24 protein-coding genes are annotated in these 26063 nt (G+C 43.6%); 23 read left to right on the top strand and 1 reads right to left on the bottom strand.

What is annotated here, in order from left to right; translation table 11 throughout:
* Positions 1-7: 7 nt before the first annotated feature.
* Positions 8-3355 (top strand): transcription-repair coupling factor, encoded by a 3348-nt coding sequence (gene mfd, locus F8C82_RS01415; protein ID WP_151691654.1) that lies wholly within the window; start codon positions 8-10, stop codon positions 3353-3355.
* Between the two features lie 522 nt (positions 3356-3877).
* Complete coding sequence (locus tag F8C82_RS01410; protein ID WP_151691653.1) at positions 3878-4267, top strand: hypothetical protein; 390 nt, start codon at positions 3878-3880, stop codon at positions 4265-4267.
* Positions 4268-4286: 19 nt separating this feature from the next.
* On the opposite strand, the gene F8C82_RS01405 is transcribed toward F8C82_RS01410, so the two are convergent.
* A complete protein-coding gene (locus tag F8C82_RS01405) occupies positions 4287-6257 on the bottom strand; it encodes a tetratricopeptide repeat protein (RefSeq protein WP_151691652.1) in 1971 nt (656 codons plus the stop codon).
* A gap of 35 nt (positions 6258-6292) precedes the next feature.
* Here F8C82_RS01405 and F8C82_RS01400 point away from each other — a divergent pair, with 35 nt between their 5' ends.
* The 21 genes from F8C82_RS01400 (at position 6293) to F8C82_RS01300 (ending at position 25996) form a co-directional block, all read left to right on the top strand.
* Positions 6293-7021, top strand: coding sequence for a LytR/AlgR family response regulator transcription factor (locus F8C82_RS01400; RefSeq protein ID WP_151691651.1), 729 nt, complete (start codon positions 6293-6295; stop codon positions 7019-7021).
* Positions 7022-7103: 82 nt separating this feature from the next.
* The gene (locus F8C82_RS01395; protein ID WP_151691650.1) at positions 7104-7949 is read left to right on the top strand and encodes a hypothetical protein; all 846 of its coding nucleotides are present in this window, start codon (positions 7104-7106) and stop codon (positions 7947-7949) included.
* On the top strand, positions 7949-10627 hold the full coding sequence (locus F8C82_RS01390) for a hypothetical protein (RefSeq protein WP_151691649.1): 2679 nt from the start codon (positions 7949-7951) through the stop codon (positions 10625-10627). Before F8C82_RS01395 ends, F8C82_RS01390 begins: the two co-directional genes overlap by 1 nt.
* A 20-nt stretch (positions 10628-10647) precedes the next feature.
* Positions 10648-10983, top strand: coding sequence for an HNH endonuclease signature motif containing protein (locus tag F8C82_RS01385; RefSeq protein ID WP_151691648.1), 336 nt, complete (start codon positions 10648-10650; stop codon positions 10981-10983).
* A 23-nt stretch (positions 10984-11006) separates the two neighbouring features.
* Positions 11007-11210: a hypothetical protein gene (locus F8C82_RS01380; protein ID WP_151691647.1), complete on the top strand. Its 204-nt coding sequence runs from the start codon at positions 11007-11009 to the stop codon at positions 11208-11210.
* A gap of 9 nt (positions 11211-11219) precedes the next feature.
* A complete protein-coding gene (locus F8C82_RS01375) occupies positions 11220-12413 on the top strand; it encodes a hypothetical protein (protein WP_151691646.1) in 1194 nt (397 codons plus the stop codon).
* A 1-nt stretch (position 12414) separates the two neighbouring features.
* Positions 12415-12642, top strand: a complete 228-nt coding sequence (locus F8C82_RS14980; protein WP_151691645.1) for a DUF3761 domain-containing protein — start codon at positions 12415-12417, stop codon at positions 12640-12642.
* Positions 12566-13717 carry a type I restriction endonuclease gene (locus F8C82_RS01365; protein WP_308419986.1) on the top strand — a complete coding sequence of 384 codons (1152 nt, stop codon included), beginning with the start codon at positions 12566-12568 and terminating at the stop codon, positions 13715-13717. The genes F8C82_RS14980 and F8C82_RS01365 overlap by 77 nt, the downstream gene beginning before the upstream one ends.
* A gap of 96 nt (positions 13718-13813) precedes the next feature.
* Entirely contained in the window at positions 13814-14866 is a 1053-nt protein-coding gene (locus tag F8C82_RS01360; RefSeq protein ID WP_151691643.1) for a hypothetical protein, read from the top strand.
* A 16-nt stretch (positions 14867-14882) separates the two neighbouring features.
* Complete coding sequence (locus F8C82_RS01355; RefSeq protein ID WP_151691642.1) at positions 14883-15275, top strand: hypothetical protein; 393 nt, start codon at positions 14883-14885, stop codon at positions 15273-15275.
* Positions 15276-15284: 9 nt separating this feature from the next.
* Entirely contained in the window at positions 15285-16559 is a 1275-nt protein-coding gene (locus F8C82_RS01350; RefSeq protein ID WP_151691641.1) for an ABC transporter permease, read from the top strand.
* Positions 16552-17469 (top strand): hypothetical protein, encoded by a 918-nt coding sequence (locus F8C82_RS01345; RefSeq protein ID WP_151691640.1) that lies wholly within the window; start codon positions 16552-16554, stop codon positions 17467-17469. The genes F8C82_RS01350 and F8C82_RS01345 overlap by 8 nt, the downstream gene beginning before the upstream one ends.
* A 140-nt stretch (positions 17470-17609) precedes the next feature.
* Entirely contained in the window at positions 17610-18188 is a 579-nt protein-coding gene (locus F8C82_RS01340; protein WP_151691639.1) for a DinB family protein, read from the top strand.
* Between the two features lie 66 nt (positions 18189-18254).
* Positions 18255-19178: an ABC transporter ATP-binding protein gene (locus tag F8C82_RS01335; RefSeq protein ID WP_151691638.1), complete on the top strand. Its 924-nt coding sequence runs from the start codon at positions 18255-18257 to the stop codon at positions 19176-19178.
* A complete protein-coding gene (locus tag F8C82_RS01330; protein ID WP_151691637.1) occupies positions 19175-20479 on the top strand; it encodes an ABC transporter permease in 1305 nt (434 codons plus the stop codon). Before F8C82_RS01335 ends, F8C82_RS01330 begins: the two co-directional genes overlap by 4 nt.
* A 6-nt stretch (positions 20480-20485) precedes the next feature.
* On the top strand, positions 20486-21379 hold the full coding sequence (locus tag F8C82_RS01325) for a mechanosensitive ion channel family protein (RefSeq protein WP_151691636.1): 894 nt from the start codon (positions 20486-20488) through the stop codon (positions 21377-21379).
* Positions 21376-22293 (top strand): Ppx/GppA phosphatase family protein, encoded by a 918-nt coding sequence (locus F8C82_RS01320; protein ID WP_151691635.1) that lies wholly within the window; start codon positions 21376-21378, stop codon positions 22291-22293. The genes F8C82_RS01325 and F8C82_RS01320 overlap by 4 nt, the downstream gene beginning before the upstream one ends.
* A gap of 1 nt (position 22294) precedes the next feature.
* The gene (locus F8C82_RS01315; protein WP_151691634.1) at positions 22295-23458 is read left to right on the top strand and encodes a sigma-54-dependent transcriptional regulator; all 1164 of its coding nucleotides are present in this window, start codon (positions 22295-22297) and stop codon (positions 23456-23458) included.
* A 170-nt stretch (positions 23459-23628) separates the two neighbouring features.
* Positions 23629-24267, top strand: coding sequence for a porin family protein (locus F8C82_RS01310; protein ID WP_151691633.1), 639 nt, complete (start codon positions 23629-23631; stop codon positions 24265-24267).
* 114 nt (positions 24268-24381) lie between these two features.
* Positions 24382-24615, top strand: coding sequence for a hypothetical protein (locus F8C82_RS01305; protein ID WP_188477451.1), 234 nt, complete (start codon positions 24382-24384; stop codon positions 24613-24615).
* A gap of 94 nt (positions 24616-24709) precedes the next feature.
* On the top strand, positions 24710-25996 hold the full coding sequence (locus F8C82_RS01300; RefSeq protein WP_229732424.1) for an MATE family efflux transporter: 1287 nt from the start codon (positions 24710-24712) through the stop codon (positions 25994-25996).
* The last annotated feature ends 67 nt before the right edge of the window (positions 25997-26063 follow it).

Below are 26063 nucleotides of genomic sequence, written 5' to 3'. Positions count from 1 at the left end.
CAAACATTTGAACGCGAAAGAATTACTCTCGCTTTACGCCGAACAACCACTGGTTCAAAAGTGGATATCTAAGATCCAAGACACCCCCTCTGGAGTGGCCCTTGGACTAGACGGCGTGCCCGGATCTTTCCTATCTGTACTTACAGCTACCTCCTATTTGAGTAGCCAAACCCCTATTCTTCTTATCCTTACCGATAAGGAAGAGGCGGCGTATGTTCTGAATGATCTAGAAAAATTAGTCGGTGATAAAGACGTACTCTTCTATCCAGGATCTTATCGAAGACCCTATGAAGTTGATGGTACGAACAATGCCAATATCCTGCTTCGCGCCGAGGTGCTCAACCGCATTTCTAACCGTCGAAAGTCGCCACTCATTGTCTCCTACGCCGATGCCATCTTTGAACAGGTTATCACCAAGAAGGAGCTTCGAGCAAATACACTTCAAGTAAAGACAGGCGATAAACTGAACATCGACTTTCTAAACGAAACGCTTTTCGAATACCACTTTGAACGTGTCGACTTTGTTACGGATCCTGGTCAATTTAGTATTCGTGGGGGGATTGCCGATGTCTTTAGCTTCGCGCACGACCATCCTGTACGTATCGAGTTCTTTGGCAATGAAGTAGACTCGATTCGAACCTTTGACGTGGAAACTCAGCTCTCCATCGACCCCATCAAGAAAATGGAAATTGTCCCGAATGTGGACAACAAAAAGGTGCTTGAAACCCGCCAGAGTTTCTTGGAATACGTGCCAGAAAACACCACTGTTTGGGTAAAAGATGCTAGCACAACGGGGCAGATCCTAGACAAGCTCTACGATAAGGCTGAGGAAATCTATGCCACCTTGTCGTCCGATATCAATCACTACAAACCTTATCAACTCTTTACCAATAGTCAGACTTTTGGGGAAAACTTGAAAAGTTTCAAGGTTGTAGAATTCGGTTCCAAGCAATACCCAACACAGGAGCGATTCTCTTTTAGCGGACAACCTCAGCCGAGCTTTAATAAAAACTTTGAGCTCCTAACTGACACGCTCAATGCGAACACCAAACGCGGTTGGACCAATTACATCTTATGCGGGAGTCAGCAGCAAATTGAACGTTTCCACTCCATTTTTGAAGACATCGGAGCCGAAGTAAAGTTCACTCCTGTACTCGGTGCCCTTCACGAAGGTTGGGAAGACACTGAACGCCAAATGTCGTTCTATACCGATCATCAAATCTTTGAACGATACCAAAGGTTCCGCCTCAAGAACGGTTTTGAGAAGAAACAGAGTATCACTTTAAAAGAGCTCAACAGCTTACAATACGGTGATTATGTAACACACATAGATCACGGTATCGGCAAATTCGGTGGACTTCAAAAGATCGATGTGAATGGCAAGACGCAAGAGGCCATTAAGTTGATTTATCGCGACTCGGATACGCTTTACATCTCTATTCACTCGCTTCACAAGATCTCCAAATACAATTCCAAAGACGGTACCGCACCAGCTGTTCACAAACTCGGTTCACCGGTTTGGAATAATCTCAAGAACAAAACCAAGAAGAAGGTTAAAGAGATTGCGTACGACCTTATTCGATTGTACGCCAAAAGGAAAGAAGCCAAGGGCTTTTCATTCTCGCCAGACAGCTACCTTCAACATGAACTGGAAGCATCATTCGTGTACGAAGATACTCCAGATCAATACAAGGCTACGCAAGACGTGAAAATGGATATGGAGAAAACCATACCAATGGATCGCTTGGTTTGTGGCGATGTAGGATTCGGCAAGACCGAAGTGGCCATACGCGCGGCGTTTAAAGCAGCCACTGACGGAAAGCAAGTTGCAGTGCTCGTTCCAACCACCATTCTCGCCTTTCAACACCACAAAACCTTTTCGGAGCGATTAAAGGATTTTCCAGTTCGAATCGACTATTTAAACCGCTTCAAGAGCGCAGCTAAGACAAAAGCCACACTTGCGGATTTGGCGGACGGAAAAATCGACATCATCATCGGTACCCACAAATTAGTAGGAAAGGATGTCAAGTTCAAAGACCTTGGGCTTCTCATTATTGATGAAGAACAGAAATTTGGTGTAGCGGTAAAAGACAAGTTGAAAACACTTCGAGTGAACGTAGACACCCTTACGCTCACGGCTACGCCAATTCCGCGCACCCTTCAATTTTCATTGATGGCCGCTCGCGATTTAAGCGTAATCAACACCCCGCCTCCCAACAGACAGCCCATTGAAACAGAACTGATAGGGTTCAATGAAGAAGCCATTCGAGATGCGATTATGTACGAAGTTAGTCGAGGTGGCCAGGTCTTCTTCATCCATAATCGAATTCAAAATATCCGAGAAGTAGCGGGCACTCTACAGCGACTTTGCCCGGATGTCCGCTTTGGCATTGGACATGGCCAAATGGACGGCAAGAAGCTAGAAGACATGATGCTCAGTTTCATGGAAGGCGAATTCGACGTACTTATATCCACCACCATTATTGAAAGTGGATTGGACGTTCCCAATGCCAACACCATCATCATCAACCACGCACAGAATTTTGGATTGAGTGACCTCCATCAAATGCGAGGTCGTGTTGGTAGAGGTAACAAGAAAGCCTTTTGCAAACTCATCACCCCTCCTCTCGGAACGCTCCCAGATGAATCGAGAAAACGCCTTCAAGCTATCGAACAGTTCAGTGATTTGGGAAGTGGATTTAAAATCGCTCTTCGCGATCTTGAAATCCGTGGAGCTGGGGATATGCTAGGTGCCGAACAGTCTGGATTTATCACAGACATGGGCATGGACGCCTACCAGAAAATCCTTGCAGAAGCCGTAGAAGAACTCAAAGAAACCGAGTTCAAAGACCTTTATCAAGACGAGCTAAAGTCGGGCAAATACGTCAAAGAGTGCCAGCTCGACACCGACTTAGAAATTCTAATTCCAGACGAATACGTAAACAATATTGAAGAGCGCTTGCGCCTATATCGAGAGCTCGACTCTCTTGAATCGGCGGAAGAATTGGATCAATTTAGAGAAGGACTTATCGACCGTTTTGGCGAATTGCCTCAACCCGTAGAAGACCTCATCAACTCTATGCACCTGCGGTGGATTGGTCAAAACCTTGGCTTTGAAAAGATCGTCATCAAGATGGGTAAGTTCATTGGTTACTTTACTTCTAAAAAAGACAGTGAATACTTCGATAGCCCCCTCTTCCAAGGCATGCTCAACTTTGTTGCCACACAGCACAAACGAGCACAAATGAAGCAGAAAAACGATCGTCTTAGCTTGGTGATTTCCAATGTGAAAGACATCAATGAAGCCATGAGCTTCCTTCAGCCACTCGCTTTGCAAGAAGAAGTGTCATCGTAATTCACTCCGTCGAAAACTCAAATCCCGCACTTATCAGGCGGGATTTTTTTTTGCTCTATTTCTCACCTATTGCCTCCTGCAGACTCATGGACTGTGCGTCTCATTGCGCTTCACATCTTTCCGCGGGTTCCCGCGGGTTTTACGCGGGAATCATTTCTTCAACGCCCGTTCAGACCACCTTATCCCTACCTGTACTTTAGTCTCAGATTTAAGATCACAAATCACGAGTTCAGAACCTCTAACATGTACAACTAGAGTAAAAGACGAAGAGTTCCGATCAATCCCTTCTTCTGTTCTGAGCATCATTTGGAATGCAAAACTTTCCAATTCGAGTCTTCTGAGGAAAAGACGACAAAAAGAAAGTAGCCCCATTCCTCCTTCCTCACAACCGGCGGCTGTTTGCTCAGCTCGGTCCCAATGTCATGCTATGACAATCCGCGCTTAGCGGGAAATTGGAGGGGATAACTATGCTCAGCAAACATCTGCTTTTCAAGGATTTAATTCATTAAAAAGTAGATAACCATGAAATCATTAAATAAAAAATTCTTTGCCGTGGCCTTTGCATTCTCATTGGCAATTGGTCTAAGCAGTTGTGAAAATGTTATCACAGAAGACTACCCATCAGATGGCGTTGCCGTGAGTATGGGTGGGGAAGATACAGATCGTCCAATTCTAATTGGATTAGTGATTGACAGCGAAGAAGAGCCCATCTATCCTTCTGAGTTGATCTTGTATGATGATCTCACGTCTTCCGTCGTGGACACAGCTCATGCGGATGCTTCTGGTAAGTTCCGATTTGATCCACTGGACTCTGGATACTATTACGTTGATGTACTAGTCTCCAACGTATCCGTCGTGACTTCCAGCGTAATTGAAGTTCAAGACAGTACGTACGTGATTATTCAAAAATAATCCACTTACCGGCGACTTCTCAAGAGGTCGCCGGTTCTTTTTTGATCACCAAACTAGCCCGTGTCCCTTCCTGAAATTCAAGCTTGAACTCCGCCTTCAATTGTTTGGCAAAAATCTCCACGAGTTCTAATCCTTCCGAGCCTTTCTTCTCTGTAATGTTCACGTTCCACCCAGCCCCATTATCATGAATGGTGAGATAGAGCGTACCCGACTCTTCTTTCAGAGAAACCTTTAATAAAGGCGCTGAATTCCCCTTAAAAGCATATTTGAACGCATTGTTTATCAACTCATTCACAATCAACCCTGTTAAGGTTGCTTGGCTGGGGTTTACCTCTATCTCTTCTACATCCCATTCCACCTTCAAATTCGGGATCTCCACCTTGTAGTTTTGATAATTGAGCTCTACCAATTCTTGAACATATTCAGTAAAATTCAACTCTTCTTTGGTGTTGGACAATTTTTGATTGATCATCATAATCGCATCCACACGACTTAGCCCTTGCTTCAAGAGGTCTTGTTCACCTGGAGCCTTTGCAAATCGCTCCTGAAATCGAAATAAGTTAATCAGTGTTTGAAGAGAATTCTTGGTTCGATGCTGTAATTCTCTTCTCTTCACCTCTTGCCATCGCGCATGTTTCTTACTTTGATTGTATAGTCTTCCAAAGAGAACTAATAAGATGGCCGACGATATAAATCCCGTTAGGAGCCACCGTTTCTCAGCTCTTTCTTTTTCGGCTTGAAGTCTGTTGAGCTTACTCTCCTCGTGCAACAATCTGTTCTGCTGCTCAAGTTCTTTGAGCTCAAACATAGCGGTCATTCGCTCCGTGATTTCGCGCTTGTTCTCGTCGTTCAGTAATTCATTTACCTCCTTGTACTTCGTCAATGCTGCAAATGCCGACTTGAAATCTCCCACTTTCGCATAAAGGCGCTGTTGAATTTCATAGTTCTGTAAAAGAATGATCAAATAGTCTTCCTCTTCAGCTAAAGCGGCCCCTTCATTGAGCACCTCCTTAGCATTCTCATACTCCCCTAAGGCCAAATACAAGTCTCCAAATTGGGTGAGTGTATGAGCAACACCTGTCTTGTCTTTCTTCTTTCGCTTTAGCCTAATTGATTCTTGATAGTAAAACCTTGCCTTTTCATTATCACCCAAGGCATGATACACCTCAGCCATATTACCAATGGTTGTCGCTTTATATGCAGAATCTCCTGTAGCTAAAGACTGCTCGTAGTATGCAAGTGCTTTGGGATAGTCCTTTAATTGCTTGTACGTGTTGCCAATGTCTTGTAAACTGGACGACATCTCACGTACCTCTCCATTCTCTCTGAACATTTCAAGGGCTTTCTTGTGATTGAAAAGAGACAATGAGTCCTTCTCAACCTCTCGAAAAGCATTAGCCAGAGTCTGATAAGCTCTCGCCAAATATCTTTGATTGCTGTCAGCTTCAAAAAGGCGAATAGCGATATTCAACTGTCCAATCGACTCATCGAACAGCCCCATTTCTTTGAAATTGAGACCGAGGTTGTAATGGAGCACGGCATCACCACCGTGATATCCCAGCGAATCCCCAATCTGCAAAGCTTCCAAATAGTACCGATTTGCTTTTCTTCGTTCGCCTACTTGTGAGAGTGTGCCCCCAATGCTACTAACAGACAAAAAAAGTAGATCACCATACCCGTTCGAATAAGCAATCTGCTGACACTTTTCAAAAATCTCAAAGGATTCTGCAAGCGAATCCTGAAGATAAGCTGATCTGCCAGCTTGCAACAATAAATGACACCCTTGCTCGTCTTGAAAACGTTCAGAAAGCTCCATGTAGGCATGATAGGCTAGGTCGTATTCCTTATTCTTGAACAAACTATCAGCTCGCTGCACATCCTGCTCTATGATACTTGTAGATTGACCCTTACTTGTCACACAAGTGAATAGGATCATATATACAAGCAGCGAAATAGGACGATTCACTGCGTAGTACAATATGTAATTCAAATCTTTACTTTTGGAGGGTTAAAAGTAGTATAGGTATGAACTCAAAGATATTAATTGTAGAGGATGATATCCTAACTGCTGCAAACCTCGCTTCACTTTTAGAAGCTTCTGCGTATCAAACTTGTGAGGCAAATACCCCTGAAGATGCGTGGGAAAAATTCCTTGATTTCCAACCAGATTTAGTAATCATGGATATAGACTTGAGTAGCGATACGGATGGTATAGAACTCTCAGCACGATTCAATCAGCAACAGAAAACCTCTATTCTTTACCTAACCGACAAAACAGACGAACGCATCATTCAGAAAGCCAGAGACGTACATCATTCGTACTACATGAATAAACCCTTCGCCGCCCCCCTACTTCTCTCTCAAGTCGACCTCATTTTAAAGCAATCCAAAAGCTCACCAGTCACTACTCCAGCTATCAAAGCCTTGTTCATTAAGGAAAAAGCGAACGAGTCGCAGAAGAGAAAAATACCCTACGACGACATTCACTACATCAAGGCGTCTAGGGCCTATAGTGAGATTTACCACTCGCCAAACCATGCCTCACCTCTTCTCAAAGTTGACGTCTCAAAAAGCATGGCTGCCATCCTTCAGAAACTACCTGGCGACCAGTTTATTCAAGTGCATCGTTCCTACGCCGTAAACATCAACAAAATTGATTCCTACGACCGCGGCGAACTGATCCTTGCGGACCACACTATTCCCATAGGTGAAAACTACAAGACCAAAATTTCGGAAATCTTAAACCTCCTTTAGGAAAAGTCTATTCCGCTTTCGGAAAACCCGCACCACGGTGCTTCTATAAGTCGCTTTACTTCGACAAAGAAAGTAAACGACTATGCCCAACTATTCTGTACTACACCTAGAGATACTCTTAGAAGTATCTGCCCACAAAGCTGACGTAGGTCAACTCGACAAAGGTGGATTTGAAAAGATCAGTACGAAAATTGCCGAAGAAGTCAAAGGTGGCTCTTTTTCCTCTCCAATTACCCCAAGATACTTACAAGATCTCCTTAGTAAGTTGACAAAAGCCAACGAACAAAGTGAAGAATCTATTGGTATCAATCAAGATTACGCTGACTCACTTTCTGAATTCATTGGCTTAAAGAGTTTTCACAACTTCCAACAGTGTGTGGAACAATGGAAATCGGCATTCTCACAATTAGCGTTAAAAGCTGACAAAGAATTTAAAGTCAACGTAGTACACAACCCGGCCGACTCTATTGAGCATGGTGATATTCAAGACGCTCTTCAAAAATCAAATCTGAAATTCATTTGGGTCAGTTCGAAAGATGAGGGCAACCTAGCCTTCGAAGATCCTGCTTCATTTCACATTATTTTGACAGGAAGTAACTCCGCAATCGTAAATGAGATTCAAGCGCTTCCAGAAAACGCCAGCCTTCCCACCACTCCTATATATCTATATCATCCAGAAACAGATTCTCTACTGAGAGAACTGCCTGTTGAATGGCAGAAAAAGCCCATTCTCAATCCTCAGAACATTCAAGTGGCTCTAGCTATTCTGCATAGAATAACCCTCTATAAAGAACAATCTGCATCCAAAAATGAACGCACAAATTCAGTGGCGGATTCTGGGCTTGTAATTCTTGGGGAGAATACTCAGATCACAGCAGAATACTTTTCAGGTCGTGATATGACCATCAACATTAACCAGAAAGATTGATGGAAAATTCACAAACAAATACCACTCGAGAAACGCATATAGAGAATTCGCAAATTCATGCGAAATACTCCGCTATAGGTGACATTCACATACATAGAGAAAAAGATCAGCCTTCTTTCTCCAAGCCGAACCTGAATGCATATTCAGCTGCTCATTACATACAGCCCACCTTTACAACCACAGCCTTTGAAAAACTAGTAAGAGGTAAAATCCTTATAGTAGCCGGAGGAACGGGCTTTGACAAGAGCAGCTTCATTCGCCATCTTGCATCTTCCCTCGTTAAAAACTCAGAAGACCTCACACCAAGAGAACTAATTCAGAATGAAGAAAAGCTGAGCCTCTTTTCAAGCTTAGCAGCATTTGACTCCCCTTCCGTCTTCATCATTGATGAAGCGCATCCTAGAATTTTCGATCACAATTTGAAAAGATTTCTCTCGATTGCAGAGAAAGGACACTATATCCTTGTTACCACCGACAGCACGGTGGACACATGGGACACCCTAGAGGCATTTGCGGATAAGTGTTGGTTCAACATACCCAACGAGCCTCACTACGAACCGTCGGTCCTGGCAGACTTTACCGAAAGGCAATTTGATAGAGTGCAAGACAAATTATCGGATTCAGTTCGCCATATGTTGCTAACCGAATCCTCTGCCCAAAACATATCCATCTTAAAGCTCGCCCGTAGATTTAGCTCGCCCGAACAAATTCTAATGTTTCTCCATCTCCTTTCTGACGGAGAAAATTACACAGAAGAAAAACTAGACGAACTCATTACTTCGGTCACATCCTCTGGCTCTGGACTCTCGATCTGGTTTAAGAACCTCAGCCAAAAAGAACAACTCGTTGCGCTTGGAATGGCCTTGCTAGATGGAATGTATGACGACCAATTCTTCTCTTGTATGCAAGAGTTCGTGGCTGAATTTTGGCAACACCGCGATCCCCAATTGCTATCTCTCGACTACTGTGACATTGATTTCATCCTACCCTTCTTTGCATTGGAAGACATCAATGAAGAAAAGAGGTTAATCCGAAGTCGAAACTCTGCTCAACATCTGGAAATCATTGCCGTGGCATGGAATAACTACAAGAGACACATCTTGGTCACTTTGCCCTTGCTCAAGCAATCGGTGGTGGATACCGTAAACCCAAAAGAATCGAACTGGGAAAAATATGGCACTCGAGAACGAAGGATGACACTTCGCCAAGCCATTGGAGACACACTGAGCAATATCGGACTCTTGTCTTTCCACATGGTTGAAACGATTTTCCTTGAGTTGGCCTCCTATCAAAACATCATTATTCAAAGAGTGGCCGCCAAGGCGATGGCGCGCTGGAGAGAACTCGAACATGATGACCTTTACTTCAACACTGTCTTCAATTGGCAAACCGACGATCGCATTCACTCGCTGATGTCGAGCATCCGATACAACAGCAAGGACAACCAGCCAGACGGGACATCAAAGGACAATTCCGTTTCCTACATCAAAGCGACGATTGCCCTATCACTTTCGTACGCCGCAAATTACGACAGCCCCAACGACTTAGATGAACGATTTATCGAAGCGCTGAGAACGATCACTAAAGATCAAGATCCGCTTGCAATCAGCCGCCTCTCTGAATCCTTACCTCGAATCATACAACATCACAGTCGACAACTGATAGATGTCTTAGAGGAATTCACCGTCATCGACGATCTGCAAATCCCCATTGCAATTGGACTTCAACGAGCATACGACTACTATCCTGAGATGGTAAGAGAGACTCTATATAATTGGTTCGATTCAGCCGCAGATTCAACTTCTCAAGATAATAGAAGACAGAAACTCACCCTGCGGGATAAACTAATTGTGACGGTATTGGAAACCTTTCAACGAATCCCTTACCACAATGATGGAAGTGATATCATTTCATTGGATGACGTCTTTAATCGTCTTGCCATTCTCATCCGTCAAGAGAAGCGTTCGAGCCTGGTGAAGGTCATTAATCACACAGCAGGTACTCTGATTGGACAGAATTTCGAAATTGGAAAAAAGTACTTCACGACGCTGTATGACCTCTCTGTAGAAGAGAATAGAAAAACATTATCCGATCTGCTTTTGGTGATCTACTTCGAGCAGCGAAAACTTCAAGAAACCGACTCGGAATACAAGATTGAGATCGGTGAGAATACGATTCCTGCGTGGATGAATCTATCCAATCGCACCATCACTCCAGTTGAAAAACTCATGATTGAATGGATTGACGACTCCAATCTCGAAATAAAGAAAATGGGGTCGTCTGCCTTCATCCGATTCATTGATCAGTTGGACCATGTTGAGCAACTTACCATTGAGGAGATGAAGCGCGAACTGTTGCGTCAACGAATGGAAAGAGAAGAGCGCAAGCGCGAACAACAACGGAAAGCGGCAGATCAAGCCAAACAGCTTCTTGCGAATCTAAACTTCACACCTTCATTCTATCAACAATTCACTTTGTGGAAAAGGATACACGTCTTCTTATTCCTACTCTTCAAACCTCGCCAACAACGAATTGTATTCAAAGAATTATTCAAGAGTATTCTCACAAACCCATCCTACCATCCGGAATATAAGCACGCCTATTTGTGGAAGTTGAAAATGAGCTCAAACCCACTAACCATCAAGATGGCGGAATGGTGCCAGAAGTTTCTTGATTAACCTCAAATATCCTTTAACACATGCGAACTCCTCTTATGAAAAGAAAGGCCAACTCAACCGCACACGGCGATCGATTCTCAGATGAAAGAATAGAAGCCGTGTGGAAAAAGGCCACCGTGGTTGCGGGAGTAGATCCCTCCAAAAGAAGAAAAGATTCATGCGGCGCATGGATTGAATTCGAAAAATATGGCCATACCATCGACAATGGAACCGGATGGGAGGTCGATCACATCATTCCCGTATCAAAAGGAGGCGGAGACGAAATCTCCAACCTTCAACCGCTTCAATGGCAAAACAATCGCTCAAAGGGAAACGACTCTCCCGCTTCCAACTTCTGCATTATCAAAGCCCGATAAATGATTCTATAAATATCAATGTCATGAATAAACAAACCCACTCTTTCCCAGCTCTCGTCTCTTTCTTCATACCGGGACTCGGTCAATTGATTAAAGGTGAAGTTCTAAAAGGCATCCTCATTTGGATTGTAGGAGGAATTGCAGCCTTTTTTCTGCTATGGACCATCATCATTCCTTTTGGAATATGGGCCTGGAACGTATACGACGCCTACACTTCAAATCCGTAATTCATCTGAATGCGAAACTATAAGGCAAAATACCTAGCGCTCGGAAGTGTTAACATCCATTACGGACTCAAACATCTGAGATCTAGTCTTCCCTTATGGTCAGGGTTGGTCATTATTCTTTTTATAATTTCTATCAGTCTCTTCCTTCCCTGTCCCACCGCGAGCCAGTACCGACTTTTCAGAGTTTGCGCCTCCATTGGATTAGCTTCCTTTGGTAGTGCCATACCTGGAGCATTCAAGCTAAATGCTTCTGGCATTGTTAAGATCGTTACCGGGCTCGCGGTATTTTTAGTCGCCTACTTCTCCAATCCCAACACCATCATCATACGTGATAATTGCGATAGTACTTCTACTCTTCGCGGACTTGTCATGTACAACGAGCGCCCTCTTCCCGATGTAAAAATCTCATCGGCTCTTCTCAATCAATCGGATCTCACCAATAACTCTGGAGAGTTTGACATCCAATATGACACCCATCAAGCGCTCCCTTTGAAGCTGAGGTTCGAGTTTGAGAACATCGACACCACCATCACTTTCGACTCCTTCCCTACCAACCAGCCTTTGGTAATTCAACTTCGCGACACCCTTCCTGTACTCGACAGTAAAACCATCAATGAACAGATTCGCGCATACTTGGATCAATTTGAACAAAAGATTACTGCCGATCATTTACAAGAATTCCATGAAAAGAATGGAACACCTTCCAACCTTACAGAGATCAGCAACAGATATAAGGCATTTGACCGAATTTCTTCGAGATACCGAAATAGGATGGTATTTACGAATGGATTCAACACACTTTCTACCCAGAGGAGTATTCGCGCGGCAGGAATTCAAATGGACCCTATGAATCCCTATCACGCCTATTGGTTATCCAATTCTGCCGCCTTCATCTACAAGGATGTCCGAATCACAAAAGAGATTCCTCTTCAAATTGATTTCTCCTTTGCATTCATCAATACCAACGAGGTTGACTTCTCTATTTCTCGAATAGAAGAACGTACAGCTACAGAATGCGTAGTCACCACTCTATTTGAAGAAAACATTCGACTGGTTAAAACCTCTGTTCACTTTGATGAATACGGAGAACGATTGAAACTTCAAGAGACCGAATTCAAAGGAATGCGACCAGTGGAAGAATTCGTGTTCCGATATGAAAGAGGCAGATGGAAACTGAAATACACCATCAACACTTACAACTAAAATGCTTCAACACCTGAATTACATAAGCCTCACACTGCTCCTTGTCACCTGCTCTATCAATCCGGCATCTCCTCCAACAGAAGATGCCTACTTCAAAGATGCCGTACCATGCGACTCCATCGTAGGCTCGAGAATAGGGGCAATTTGTAAGGATGGCACCTACAGCAAATCTACCGGCTCAGGCACCTGCTCCCATCACGGAGGCGTGCGGGTTTGGTTGTGTAAATAACTCTAATACAAACGAAATCATGGAATTACAGAATCAACTCAAAGCATTGGGTGAAAAAATAGAACAGCTAAAAGAGAAAATTCATACTGAGGAGTCTACCAAACACGCCTTCGTACTCCCCTTCATTGCTTCCTTAGGATATGACACCTTCAATCCTCTCGAAGTTATTCCTGAATACACGGCGGACATCGGATTGAAGAAAGGGGAAAAAGTAGATTACGCCATCTTCCAAAAAGGAGAACCCATTCTTATCATTGAATGTAAGCACTGGAAAGAAGACTTGAATGTTCACAATTCACAACTCTTCCGATACTTTCACACCACGAAGACGCGCTTTGCCCTTCTGACCAACGGTATTGAATTTCGATTCTATACCGATCTTGAAAACGCAAATAAGATGGACGAGAAGCCTTTTCTCGAATTCAACATCTGCGACGTAAAAGAGGCCACCATCAACGAGATTGCAAAATTTCACAAGTCGAATTTTGACGTTGATACCATTCTCACCAACGCGAGTTCTTTGAAGTATATCAAAGAATTGAAATACCAATTCAACGAAGAACTCAAATCTCCCTCTCCTGGTTTTGTACGTCTATTAACATCCAAAGTGTATTCTGGCAGGATAACCGAAAAGGTGATGACCGAATTTCAGGAGCTGGTTCAAAAAGCAGCCTCTCAAACAATTAGCGAACGGGTAAACGACCGACTAAATTCTGCACTCAACAAAGAGTTGGAGATCCGTCAGCAAGAAGAGATCGACACAGAGCCTGTCAGTAAAATAGTAACAACGGAAGAAGAAAGCGAAGCCTTCAAAATTGTAGTGGCCATTCTTCGACGCAAAATTCCCGTTGAACGAATCGCGATGAGAGACACCCAATCCTATTGCGGCGTTCTACTAGACGACAACAATCGAAAACCACTCTGCCGCTTTCACTTCAACGGTACCACCAAGTATTTGGGAACTTTCAATATGGAGAAAAAAGAAACTCGCCATCCATTGGAGAGCCTTGAGCAGATCTACGATTTCCAATCCGTCTTATTAGTATCTGCAGACAATTACGCGGAAATGCAATAGGGCATCTCGGAAACAAATACCTACCCTTAGGAAAAAACCAGCGCACAACACAACTGATTATCATGTACTTACACCTACAAAACAAACCTCCTCCTTATGAAACTGCCTGTAATCACCCTTCTTTTATCTACCCTCTCATTCTTTGCGTACGCACAGGACAACCTTGAGATTGTAAAAGTTCAACAAACACAGTCTTTCTACCTCAACAACTCCACTAGAGCTGCAATTGGAACTGGAGATAATCGCACATACTTAGCCCTTTCACTCCCCGAAAACACCATTGAATGGTATTACGCATTTCGCGCGGTGAAAGAGAGCTCTTCGGAAAGCCTAAACCTCTTCTCTCAACTCATTGAAGCATTAGAGCCCTCTGGGATTTCCTCCTCTCTATTTAACTCAATGACTGTCCCAGAAGGAAATGTTCGTTGCAACATCTATGTGACAGACGAATCAAACGCCATACAATTCAGTAAGCATCTTGCCTCCAGCCATTGGACTACTGGCACTCGTGAAAACTACTCTCAGGGAATTGTACGGATAAACGACCCCATTCAGCCCACCTTATACCTCTGCTTTGAGAATCCGAATGTTTGGGAAGGACTGACATTATATGTAGAAGTAACAGCACTTGTCAAGAAAAATAACGAGTCCGAGGAAGGAAACATTCAACCCGAAGAAACAGCCAACGAAGTGGATGCCATTGCAGAAGGTGTTAGTGGGCTGATTGATGCATTTCAGAGTTACCGAACGGAAAGACGGGAGAATGCAGAAGCACGTGAAACTGCGCAAAACTACTCCAATGCGAGTTGGGTGTTTTATGAAGCTGGAGACTTCAGCACATCTATCGAATATGTTCAAAAGGCACTAGAACTTGTAGATCATCCGGAGTTGCACTTCAACCAAGGCCTGTCTCAATGGTGTGCTGGACTAAGAAAGGAAAGCACAGAATCCTATCTAGCGGGGATCAACCTCATCAACGATCTCGACTCCAAAGAGGACGCATTGGAAGTACTCCAAAATGCAATCGACAATATTGCGAAAGGTAGGCAAGAATACCACTTCTTCAGTGAAGACCCGCCTGCCCTTAAACTGCTACAATTGAAATTTAACTCCGTCTTCGAGCTCAGACGATGGAGTGATAGACACTAACCTAGATCAACCACCTATGAAGATTACATCAGAAATCAAAGGACACTTTTTGCGCCTCTATCAAATGGCCATGACAGATGGAGATTTTTCGGCTGAGGAATGGAAAACCCTTTATCAGTTCGCCTTAGAAAGAGGAATATCGGAGATAGAACTAGACCGCGTTCTTCTATCTACAACCGGCTCTTTGGACATCCCCGATTCTATAGAGACCCGTGTGGAATATCTCTACGATTTAACCCGTATGATTTGGGCCGACGGAAAAGTGACGCCAGATGAAAGAGAAACACTCATCAAGTATGTTAGAAAGTTTCAATTCAAAGAAGAGAATGTAACTGCCTTAGCGGATTATCTCATTGAAAAAGTGAGGGCTGGGATCAGTAAAGACGCCTTATTACTCGAACTTAAATAACCCTCTGATATGGACTATTCATTAAAAGATCTCACCTTGATCTATCCCAACCACGTTGATGAGCCCCAGGCGAAAAAAACAACTGTTGAATCAAAAGGTATTCGCGAGTCATATTTCGATAGAGGCCTTGATGATTCTAGAGTATCCATGGGACGCGCGGCAAGTTTTGCAGCAAGTTTGGAGGATCTGTATCAATCCGTTAAGGACGAATGCCGTAGCAATTTGGATGAACAAAAAGAATTAAAACGACCAACCGTAGAACAACAGAATCGAGTCCTCACCGATATCATTAAAAAGGAGACCTACAGAGATATCAAGCAAAAGGAATGTGACAATTTGAAGTCGAAAACGCAACAAATTGATCAAGACATTGCTTCGGTAAAAATCCATCCAGCTCGCCATGGACTACAAGCTGATAAGCGACCAAAGGCTCAATTCTACATCGGACTTTCCGTGCTGATTCCAATTTCGATTTACTTGTTTGTGTTCTACATTTCCGCTTCCTATTCCGCCTTCTTCAAGGAGTTTAGAACCGATAGTCTTACCGCCGCCATTTTTGATGCCCGAGCATTATCCAAGGCCTTCAACGACGGACTTCTAGAAGCAGTTTTTGTCTGCACGATCCCCTTTGCATTTATGGGACTAGGGTATCTCATTCACATGTTTATGAAGAACAAGTCGACTGTAAAAGTGGCCATCCTTATTGGCATCACCTTTATTTTTGATGTGATCCTTGCCTACCAGATTGACAAGAACGTTTATGAGTTCACACGAACCCTCAATTCTCCTGCTCACAATTTGGGGTTTGCTCTTCAAAATGCTCAATTCTGGGGAATCATCTTTGCTGGTTTTGTAGTCTACCTCATCTGGGGCCTTGTTTTTGACTTCACCATGAAAGAGTTCCACAACATGGATAAAGTGAATCGCTTCATCCGAAAACTGAAGGAAGACAAACTCAATTTCGAAAACAGACTCCGCGAAATGACCACTTCTGTAGAAATTGTAACCGCTGAAATCGCTTCGCTCAATGAAGTTGTACATGAGCTGCAAGGACGAATTGATGGATTCATCTTTCCAAAACAAAAATACATGGTGATCCACAGTTCCTATGTGAATGGATGGAATCGAGGAATATCTACCACTCATTCACTCATGGAAAATGAAAAAACCCGATTGGTACAAGCTTGCAATGAGGTTGAAAAAGCTCACTTGAACAAATACGAGCTAACTGGCGATCAACAAGAACAAGTGTATTACGGCTCTAACCCTGATTCTGATGTATAAAGCTATAACTCTGCTGTTCACCGGGTTGATGACAGCACCATCCAGCTTCCCTTACTATGGGAGTCCAATGGATCAGCATGGCGCAATTTCTATGATGCCTGAGGAATCGATCGTCGCTCCGAGTGTCAATTTGAATATTAGTATCCTGATTGATCTATCGGATAGGATTGATCCTGGAAAATACCCGAACCCAACCATGGAGTTCTATCAAAGGGACACGGGACATATCGGTTCCATTGTTCGAGCATTTAAACATCATGTAGCGCAGAAGAGAATCATTCAAATAGATGATCGTCTGAGCACATACATCGATCCGCTTCCCCACGAGCCGGAAATAGCCAGACATCTTTCAGCCTTGCGGATTGAGCTAAATAGAAATACTATCACACGTGAAGTATTGGCCCAAATTCCAATTCAATACGCCGAAAACACAGCTAAGATTTACAATCAGGCCATAACCGACAACCACTTCATAGGTTCCGATATTTGGCGATTCTTTAAAAGTCGGGTGAAGGACTATTGTACGAGATCGAATGCGAAAAACATTGTCGTCATACTTACAGACGGCTACATGTACCACCCTCGTTCGATGGCATCTGAAGGTGGTCGAAGAATGAGTATTGGCCGTCAGACTTTCAAAGAACTAGGATTGAACACCTCCGATTGGAAAACCATTATGGAAAGACGTGATTTTGGATTCTTTCCAACGGGCAATGACTTGAATGGAACCAAGATTCTCTTATTAGGCCTCAATCCAAACCCAGAGAATCCTTTTGAAGAAGAAGTACTGAAAGCATATTGGACCCAATGGTTCACAGAGATGGGAGTCGAGGAAAGTGACATCCTCATTAAGAGTAGCGATCTTCCTATCAACCTCAACCAATCTATACAAGAGTTCATCCTCAAGTGATGCACAAAGAAAATGGTGTAAAAAACATCTTCTCACTTCAACCTAAAATCACTCTGAACTTCATCCGCCCATTGATTGTTGATCAGGTCTAGACCATTCAACCTACTTTTGTCCTCCTATTCTAATTTGAATACAAAGAGATGACTCAGCACGAATTTGGGCAACGCATTATTGATGATCTTCAACAACTTCAAAAGCAAATAGAAACCTCATTCTATTACTTGGAAGCAGAGCAACTCAACGCCAAGCCTTCGGAGGAACAATGGAGTATTCTTCAGTGTATTGAGCACATCAACCTCACCAACGAGCAATACATCAAAGCGTTTCGAAGAGCAGAAGAAAAGGCAAACTCGGCGGATCGGGCACAATCTTCCTATAAAATGGGTTGGATAGGCAAGTTGATGTCGAATGCCATGCGTCCGAAAAATGGAGTGATTCGATACAAGATGAAGACCTTCGACAGCCTTGTGCCGTTGAACCAAAAAGACCCTAAAGCTCGACTAGTAGAGCACGTTGTTTTTGAGAAATTCTCGCAAGATTGCGCTGAATTAGAGCGATTGATCAAAGCCACAGAAGACTACAACTGGAATCGCATCAAAGTCCAAACGCTATTGGGCAAATGGCTCAAGCTGAAATTGGGGGATGCGTATGCATTTGTACTCGCTCATTCACAACGACATGTTGAACAAGCCATGAAACTTTCTGCGGAAATGTTTTAATAGCATTGCTCAAACTTGTACGAAGTGTTGGCTATGGCTAACTTAGAGCCATAACCAACAAAATATATGGACGCACATTTAGAAGCGATTTCCATCAACAAATCCTACGAAGGCCACCACGCCCTTACCGATCTAAGTCTTCAAATTCCGAAAGGAAGCATATTCGGGTTGCTGGGTCCTAATGGAGCTGGAAAAACGAGCTTTATTCGCATTATTAACCAGATCACTGCACCTGATTCTGGAAAACTACTACTCAACGGCAAACCTCTAACGGCCAACGACATTGGCAAAATTGGATACTTACCCGAAGAGCGCGGATTGTATAAGAAAATGAAGGTCGGAGAACAGGCCATGTATCTCTGTCGACTCAAAGGACTTTCCAACTCTGAAGCAAAAGCCAAGCTCAAGCATTGGTTTGAACGCTTTGAAATCACTGATTGGTGGGATAAGAAGATTGAAGAACTCAGTAAGGGTATGGCCCAAAAAGTTCAATTCATCGTCACCGTTCTTCACCAACCAGAACTCCTCATTTTCGACGAACCGTTTACCGGCTTCGACCCGATCAATACGGAATTGATCAAAAGTGAAATCAAGCGCCTCAACAACGAAGGTGCTACCATCATTTTCTCAACGCACCGAATGGAAAGTGTGGAGGAAATTTGTGATCACATCGCATTGATTAACAAATCGAGAAAAATCTTGGAAGGCCCTCTAAAATCGGTTCAAGACGACTATCGAACCAATACCTATCGCGTGGCTTATGTCGGAGATGTAAATCAGGTTACGTCAAAAATCAAAGAGTCGTTTACCCTGGTAGACGATCACTCTTGGCATGACCATAGAGAAGCCACGGTAAAACTGCCAGATGGCACAAAACCCAATGCCTTGCTGGAAGCCTTGCTTCCCCTTGCAACCATAGACCACTTTGAGGAAGTAATCCCAAGTGTGAATGACATCTTTATTCGCAACGTTCAAAACCGAGAATCATGAATAAGACTTGGCTCATCATTCAACGTGAGTTCAGTTCTCGCGTAAAAAAACGTTCCTTCCTAATTATGACCATCTTGGGGCCTATTCTATTCGGCGCCCTGATGATTGCTCCAGCCCTCATCGCCTCTATCCCAGAAGGTCCAAAGGTGTTGGTGGTTCTAGATGAAAGTGCGCTTTTGACAGGAAGTCCTGGCGACGACATGCATGAACTTCGCTATCTAGATCCAAAGCAATATGACAAGGATAAAGCACTTGAACTCCTGGATTCACAGGAAGATTTAGATGCACTTTTCTACATCCCAGTGAGTCCTTCAGGAGATCCAGATTTTTGGAAGAGAAACGCATCGGTATATGGCAAAGAAGACATCTCTTTGAGTTTGGAAGAATACTGTAGTGAGAAACTAGAAACCGCCATTCTGGAACACAAACTCCTCGCAGAAAACGTCAACCCAGAGGTGGTAGCAAATGCAAGAACCAAGGTAAAACTAAAGACTTTCAACCTCTCGGAAAGCACAGAAACCGAGAGTGTAACTGAAGTAAAGATCGTTGTGGGTTATGCCGCTGGTTTCATGATCTACATCTTCATTTTCTTGTATGCTGCGCAGATTATGCGTGGAGTTATTGAGGAGAAGTCGAATCGCATCGTCGAAGTCTTGATTTCATCCGTAAAACCTTTCCAACTCATGGTTGGGAAAGTTGTAGGAATTGGCTTTGTAGGTGTACTACAATTCACCATTTGGGTGGTACTTTCCATGGTCATATTCCAAGCAACTACAGGGATGATGATGGCTGATCAACTCGATCCAGAAAAAATTGCCGCGGGCGAACAAGTGAATGAAACAGCACAGATGATATTCAACCAAATCACTTCGCTTCCGATTTCTGAAATCCTTCTGGGCTTCTTGTTCTACTTTATTGGAGGCTACATGCTTTACGGTGCTTTGTTTGCCGCTGTAGGCGCAGCGGTTGACAGTGAAACGGATACACAACAGTTCATGACCCCACTAGTGATTCCGTTGGTTCTAGCGCTAATTGTTAGCTCTAGCGTAATTGAAAACCCTCACTCCGACTTGGCCTTTTGGTTCTCCATGGTTCCATTTACTTCCCCTATTGTCATGATGGTTAGAATTCCTTTTGACGTTCCAACTTGGCAGTTGATCCTCAGCATGGTGTTGCTCATTGGCGGCTTCTTGGGAACCACATGGATTGCAGGAAGAATTTATCGAGTGGGAATCTTGATGTACGGCAAAAAGACTTCGTACAAGGAAATCTGGAAATGGATTCGCTATCGACCTATTTAAAATTCAATGAGAGAAAAACTCACATCTATTCTTGAGTATCAGTTCTTCAATGCGGAAATCGGAGAGCGCACGTACTCCTTTTCGGTACTTGAAGTGGTCATTATCCTCTTTATTATCGGGATTACGCGCGCTGCTATTTGGTTGATTCAACGAGCCCTTGATAACCGAGTTCAGCGAAAACGCATTGATCCGGGTAAGGCCTATGCGATTACTCAAATACTCAAATACCTGCTTTGGACAATATCCATCATTTACTGCTTGGATTATCTCGGTGTAAAGATCACCGTGCTCTTGGCCGGCTCCACGGCGCTATTTGTAGGATTGGGTCTGGGACTTCAAGATGCTTTTAAGGACTTTGTCTCCGGGTTCATCATTCTTATGGAGCGGACCGTTACCGTAGGTGACATTGTAGAGGTAGATGGAATTATTGGAAAAGTTCTGGAGGTGGGATTGAGAACCACGCTCGTTCAAACGAGGGACGATATCTACATGATAATTCCGAACCAAAAATTGACCAATGAGCATGTAATCAACTGGAGTCAGAGCAAGAAAGTCACCCGATTCAGCATTGGTGTGGGCGTAGCATATGGCTCAGACACCCGCCTTGTGGAAAAACTACTCCTCGATGCAGTAAATGAACACAAGATGATTTCTAAAACTCCTGCGCCCACGGTTCAATTTATCGACTTCGGCAATAGTTCTCTTGATTTCAAGATCTTCTTCTACAGTGCAAACCTCTTCAGAATTGAAGCCGTAAAAAGCGACGTTCGATACATCATCGATCAGAAATTCAGAGAGAATAACATCACGATTCCATTCCCTCAACGCGACCTTTGGGTGAGAGACTATCCAAGAACTGGAAGTCCCTTAGAGCCGGAATCTAAAGAAAATAACGAATGAGAATTGCCATCATAGATTTAGGCACGAACACCTTCAATTTGTTGGTACGTGATACCGATGAAGGCACCACCTTGCACAACGACAAGATTCCCGTGAAACTCGGCAAAGGAGGAATTACAGATGGCAAAATCGCTCCAGATGCATTTGACCGTGGCATTGAAGCGATGATCACACATCGCTCTACCGCTGCAGATTTAGGGGTCGATCAAATACTAGCATTTGCCACCAGTGCGGTAAGAAGCGCAGCAAATGGTGACGAATTTGTGAAAGCCGTCTTTGAAGCCACTCAAATCCAAGTTGAAGTGATTGGTGGACTTCGCGAAGCTGAACTCATATTTAAAGGCGTTCAACAAGCAGTGGAGATTGGTGACGAACCGGTACTAATTATGGATATTGGCGGGGGGAGCACTGAGTTTGTTTTGGGAAATAAAAACGAAGTCTTCTGGGCGAATAGTTATGAATTGGGAGTAACCCGTCTCTTAGACCTATTCAAACCCCACAACCCCATACTACCGCAGCAAGCCATGCAAATTAGAGAGTACATTAAAAGTGCTCTTGAAGATTTGATGGAAGCCTATCAAAAACATCCTGCTAAAATGTTAATTGGATCAAGCGGATCCTTTGATACATTGTACGATGTACTCGCATTGCGCCATGGTAGAGCTCCTCTTCAAAGTGGCCAAATCAGCGGTAGCTTTGATGAAGGTGAACTCCGAATCTTGATCAATGATTTGATTGCGGCAGACACCAAAGAGCGTTTAGAGATGCCGGGAATGTTAGAAATGCGAGCAGAAATGATTCACCTCGCTGGCATTCAAATCGCTTTGGTACTCGATTTGCTAAGCATAGAAAAAATCAGACTGTCTACCTACTCCATGAAGGAAGGGGTATATGCAGAAAGAACAAAAAAATAAGATGGCTAACATCCTCATAATTGAAGACGAAAAAGCAATACGCAATGTGTTGCGAAACATCATTGCAGAAGAGAATAACTCCTTTTCCGTAGATGATGCGGAACACGGAAAAGCAGGGCTAGATCTCATGGCTGAAAAGTCATACGACCTTGTTCTCTGTGATATTAAAATGCCCGGGATGGATGGCATTGAAGTTCTTGACAAGATCATGAGTCTCTATCCCGACACAGCGGTGGTAATGATTTCAGGGCACGGCGATATAGAAACAGCTGTGGACTGTATCAAAAAAGGGGCATACGACTTCATCTCGAAACCGCCTGATTTGAATCGACTGTTGAACACCGTTCGCAACGCGCTAGACCGTACACAACTTGCCACAGAGGTGAAAGTCCTCAAAAAGAAAGTGAGCAAAAAGTACGAGATGATTGGCGACTCAGGCTCTCTATCTGAGGTAAAAGATATGATAGAGAAAGTAGCACCTACCGAAGCCAGAGTACTCATCATGGGACCAAATGGTTCTGGTAAAGAACTCGTAGCACATCACCTCCACGAGAAGAGCGAGAGATCTAAAGCTCCAATGATTGAAGTGAACTGTGCAGCCATTCCTTCTGAATTGATTGAAAGCGAACTTTTTGGCCACAAGAAAGGCGCCTTCACTTCTGCGGTGAAAGACAGAAAAGGCAAGTTCGAATTGGCCGATGGAGGAACTCTATTTCTAGATGAAATCGGTGACATGAGCCTTAGTGCACAAGCAAAGGTTCTGCGAGCTCTTCAAGAAAGCAAGATTACTCCTGTGGGAGGCGACAAAGAAATCAAGGTAAATGTTCGCGTTCTTGCAGCCACCAATAAAGATCTACAAAAGGAAATAGCAGACGGAAAATTCAGAGAAGATCTCTACCATCGCTTGTCTGTCATTGTAATTCGCGTACCCGGACTAAACGACCGCAAAGAAGACATCCCTCAACTAGCGGAACATTTTGGAGAGAAAATCTCTGAAGAACAAGGTATTGCTCCCAAGAAGATCAATGCCGATGCTATCAAAGCCTTACAGGCGTTTGATTGGACTGGAAATATCCGCGAATTCCGAAATGTGATGGAAAGACTCTACATCCTTTGTGGACCGGAAATCACAGGTACTGACGTAGAACAATACGCCCGAAAGTAATGTCGTAAAGACACTTCTAACAATCTTCTTACAACTCCCGTCACCACTAGGTTTCGGGAGTTTTTCTTTTGCGTTATTAACAAAGCCTCGTTAATTACACTTCTTCTCATCTAGTAAATATCCTTCCATTGCGACCTAAATTGAGATATTAACTCTTAAAAACAATTGTTATGAAAAAGGCATTACTAACAGCCGGACTCGCATTGTTTGGCCTAAGCGCCTCCGCTCAATGGAACGAAGGATCAATTATGGCCACTGGAAATTTAGGTTTTAGTACAGGTGGAACTGCAGAAGATGATGGCACCAGCTCTACCGATATTTTCTCGAACAGTGCATTCAATATTGGAATCACTGGTGGCTATTTCATCCAAGACAACCTAGCGGTTGGTATTGGTTTAGGCTATGCTAATACTTCTGTTACGGTCGAGCCTATAGAAACAGAAACTACCACGAGCATGCTAACCTACGGATTGTTCGGTCGATACTATGTTCCTTACAACGACAAGTTCTCTATGTACGGTCAACTTTCCATCGGCTTCGGTTCTGGAGGACAAACAATAACCGACAACATTAACGACGCCACAGCAGAGACAGACATGAGTGCTCTTAATGCTGGATTAGGCGTTGGCCTCACTTACTTTGTCAACGATATGTTCTTCCTTGATGCGAGTTACGGATTCTTAGGATACTCCTCTTCAACAACAACAGAAGATCCAGGTGGAAACAATGAGTTAAAGACAACCACATCAAATTTCGGTTTGGATCTCGACCTATCATCGATTGCCTTCGGTGTAGGTGTACTCTTCTAAACCAATACCATAGAACAGAGAGCCGCTTCCATCGAAGCGGCTTTTTTTGTATTCAAAACCCGAGTCATAACCTACATTTTTCTCTACATTTGCCCCTCAAATCAGAGACAAGAAATCATGGTGCCTAAGTTCCTCATTGGCGACAATACAGATTTTCCGGATGCCATTTACATCATCCACAACGAATTCCCTCGATTCATTATGAATTTGGAGAATGACGAAGTTGAATGGTTTGATGATATATCTGGCGAGGCGGAAGAAGACGTCACCGCAGAGGTTTCCACACTTATTGAAGAAGCAGAATCGTTCTACCAACGGGAGGTAGAACGGTATGAACAACAATCATAATAATTGAATCCCGCACTTGCGGGATTTTTTTTTGACCATGCTAAAGGCACCCAAATCAGAATACATAAAAAACATCAACCTAGCATATCCGGTTATGATCGGATCTCTAGGTCAAATCCTCGTGGGGGTAATCGACAGCTTAATGGTTGGCCAAATTGGAGCCATCCCACTCGCTGCTATTTCCTTCGCGAATAGTCTACTGGCCATTCCACTCGTATTTGGAATTGGCGTAGCCTATGGACTCACCCCTCTTGTGGCAAATGCGGATGGAGCGGGGAATAAAAAGAAATCCACTCGTTTATTCAAGAACGGGTTGATCATCAACATCATCATCGGTGTATGGATGGTGGGCACACTCATGTCCGTGCGAAATATGATGGACGCTTTTGGGCAAGATCCAGAAGTGGTTGTCAATGCGATTCCTTATTTCACGGTCGTTGCACTCTCCTTCTTCCCTCTTCAAATTTTCTTTACATACAAGCAGTTTACAGAGGGATTAAGCGACACTAAAGCGGCCATGCGTTTGAGCTTGATTGCAAACGGCGTGAACGTATTTCTCAACTGGGTATTCATTTTTGGAAACCTCGGTTTTGAACCTATGGGGATGGTTGGAGCTGGATGGGCTACGCTCTACAGCCGAATCTTCATGACCATTACTATGGTTCTATGGGTTCATGGCAAACAGAAATACCATGAGTACATGCAGTACTGGAGAGCTACTAAAATCAAGTGGACCGACATGAAGGAAATCCTACGCATTGGTGTGCCTTCAGGATTTCAATACATCTTTGAAGTAGGTGCGTTTGCCTCTGCTTCTGTGATTATTGGAACGATCAGTGCAAATGATCAAGCAGCTCACCAGATTGCCATTTCCCTCGCTTCCATCAGCTACATGGCAGCTTCAGGCTTTGGTGCAGCAGCAACAGTTCGGGTGAGCAATCAGCTGGGCAAGAAAGATTATCCTACCCTCAAAATTGCCTCTACCACAATCTTTGAAATGACCGTCATTTTCATGACTGTTACCGGAATCATTTACCTCGCGGGTAGAAACTTCTTTCCTGCGTTCTTTAACGACGACATCAATGTAACCAGCGTTGCAGCACAATTGCTCATCGTTGCCACCGTGTTCCAAATCAGCGACGGTGTTCAGGTTACCGCCCTAGGTGCATTGCGCGGTTTGGGAGATGTGAAATTCCCAACTTGGGTAACTTTCATCTCGTATTGGATCATTGCATTGCCGGTTGGGTACCTGTTAGGTGTCGTTCTAGAATACGGTGCTATTGGGGTCTGGATTGGACTTGCAATTGGACTTGGAGTTTCTGGATTCACCCTTTGGTATCGATTTAATCAGAAAGTTAAACATCTTCTCTCAAGCCTTTAATTACAAGGCTTGAGAGTTCTTTTTCCTCAGTGAAATCCAAAGTCCTACGCAGGGCCGTATATGGTTT

Origin of the sequence: Phaeocystidibacter marisrubri (genome assembly GCF_008933165.1) — a bacterium.
GTDB classification, from domain to species: Bacteria; Bacteroidota; Bacteroidia; order Flavobacteriales; family Schleiferiaceae; genus Phaeocystidibacter; species Phaeocystidibacter marisrubri.
This window is presented reverse-complemented; position numbering and strand designations above follow the sequence as displayed.

Excerpts from the sequence above, each read along its gene's own strand:
- F8C82_RS01355 (WP_151691642.1), top strand. The coding sequence starts at position 14,883 with ATGAAGATTACATCAGAAATCAAAGGACACTTTTTGCGCCTCTATCAA.
- F8C82_RS01340 (WP_151691639.1), top strand. The coding sequence starts at position 17,610 with ATGACTCAGCACGAATTTGGGCAACGCATTATTGATGATCTTCAACAA.
- F8C82_RS01345 (WP_151691640.1), top strand. The coding sequence starts at position 16,552 with ATGTATAAAGCTATAACTCTGCTGTTCACCGGGTTGATGACAGCACCA.
- F8C82_RS01350 (WP_151691641.1), top strand. The coding sequence starts at position 15,285 with ATGGACTATTCATTAAAAGATCTCACCTTGATCTATCCCAACCACGTT.
- F8C82_RS01330 (WP_151691637.1), top strand. The coding sequence starts at position 19,175 with ATGAATAAGACTTGGCTCATCATTCAACGTGAGTTCAGTTCTCGCGTA.
- F8C82_RS01325 (WP_151691636.1), top strand. The coding sequence starts at position 20,486 with ATGAGAGAAAAACTCACATCTATTCTTGAGTATCAGTTCTTCAATGCG.
- F8C82_RS01375 (WP_151691646.1), top strand. The coding sequence starts at position 11,220 with ATGCGAAACTATAAGGCAAAATACCTAGCGCTCGGAAGTGTTAACATC.
- F8C82_RS01320 (WP_151691635.1), top strand. The coding sequence starts at position 21,376 with ATGAGAATTGCCATCATAGATTTAGGCACGAACACCTTCAATTTGTTG.
- F8C82_RS01310 (WP_151691633.1), top strand. The coding sequence starts at position 23,629 with ATGAAAAAGGCATTACTAACAGCCGGACTCGCATTGTTTGGCCTAAGC.
- F8C82_RS01335 (WP_151691638.1), top strand. The coding sequence starts at position 18,255 with ATGGACGCACATTTAGAAGCGATTTCCATCAACAAATCCTACGAAGGC.
- F8C82_RS01315 (WP_151691634.1), top strand. The coding sequence starts at position 22,295 with ATGGCTAACATCCTCATAATTGAAGACGAAAAAGCAATACGCAATGTG.
- F8C82_RS01395 (WP_151691650.1), top strand. The coding sequence starts at position 7,104 with ATGCCCAACTATTCTGTACTACACCTAGAGATACTCTTAGAAGTATCT.
- F8C82_RS01300 (WP_229732424.1), top strand. The coding sequence starts at position 24,710 with ATGATCGGATCTCTAGGTCAAATCCTCGTGGGGGTAATCGACAGCTTA.
- F8C82_RS01380 (WP_151691647.1), top strand. The coding sequence starts at position 11,007 with ATGAATAAACAAACCCACTCTTTCCCAGCTCTCGTCTCTTTCTTCATA.
- F8C82_RS01400 (WP_151691651.1), top strand. The coding sequence starts at position 6,293 with ATGAACTCAAAGATATTAATTGTAGAGGATGATATCCTAACTGCTGCA.
- F8C82_RS01365 (WP_308419986.1), top strand. The coding sequence starts at position 12,566 with ATGGCACCTACAGCAAATCTACCGGCTCAGGCACCTGCTCCCATCACG.
- F8C82_RS01390 (WP_151691649.1), top strand. The coding sequence starts at position 7,949 with ATGGAAAATTCACAAACAAATACCACTCGAGAAACGCATATAGAGAAT.
- F8C82_RS01410 (WP_151691653.1), top strand. The coding sequence starts at position 3,878 with ATGAAATCATTAAATAAAAAATTCTTTGCCGTGGCCTTTGCATTCTCA.
- F8C82_RS14980 (WP_151691645.1), top strand. The coding sequence starts at position 12,415 with ATGCTTCAACACCTGAATTACATAAGCCTCACACTGCTCCTTGTCACC.
- F8C82_RS01385 (WP_151691648.1), top strand. The coding sequence starts at position 10,648 with ATGCGAACTCCTCTTATGAAAAGAAAGGCCAACTCAACCGCACACGGC.
- F8C82_RS01360 (WP_151691643.1), top strand. The coding sequence starts at position 13,814 with ATGAAACTGCCTGTAATCACCCTTCTTTTATCTACCCTCTCATTCTTT.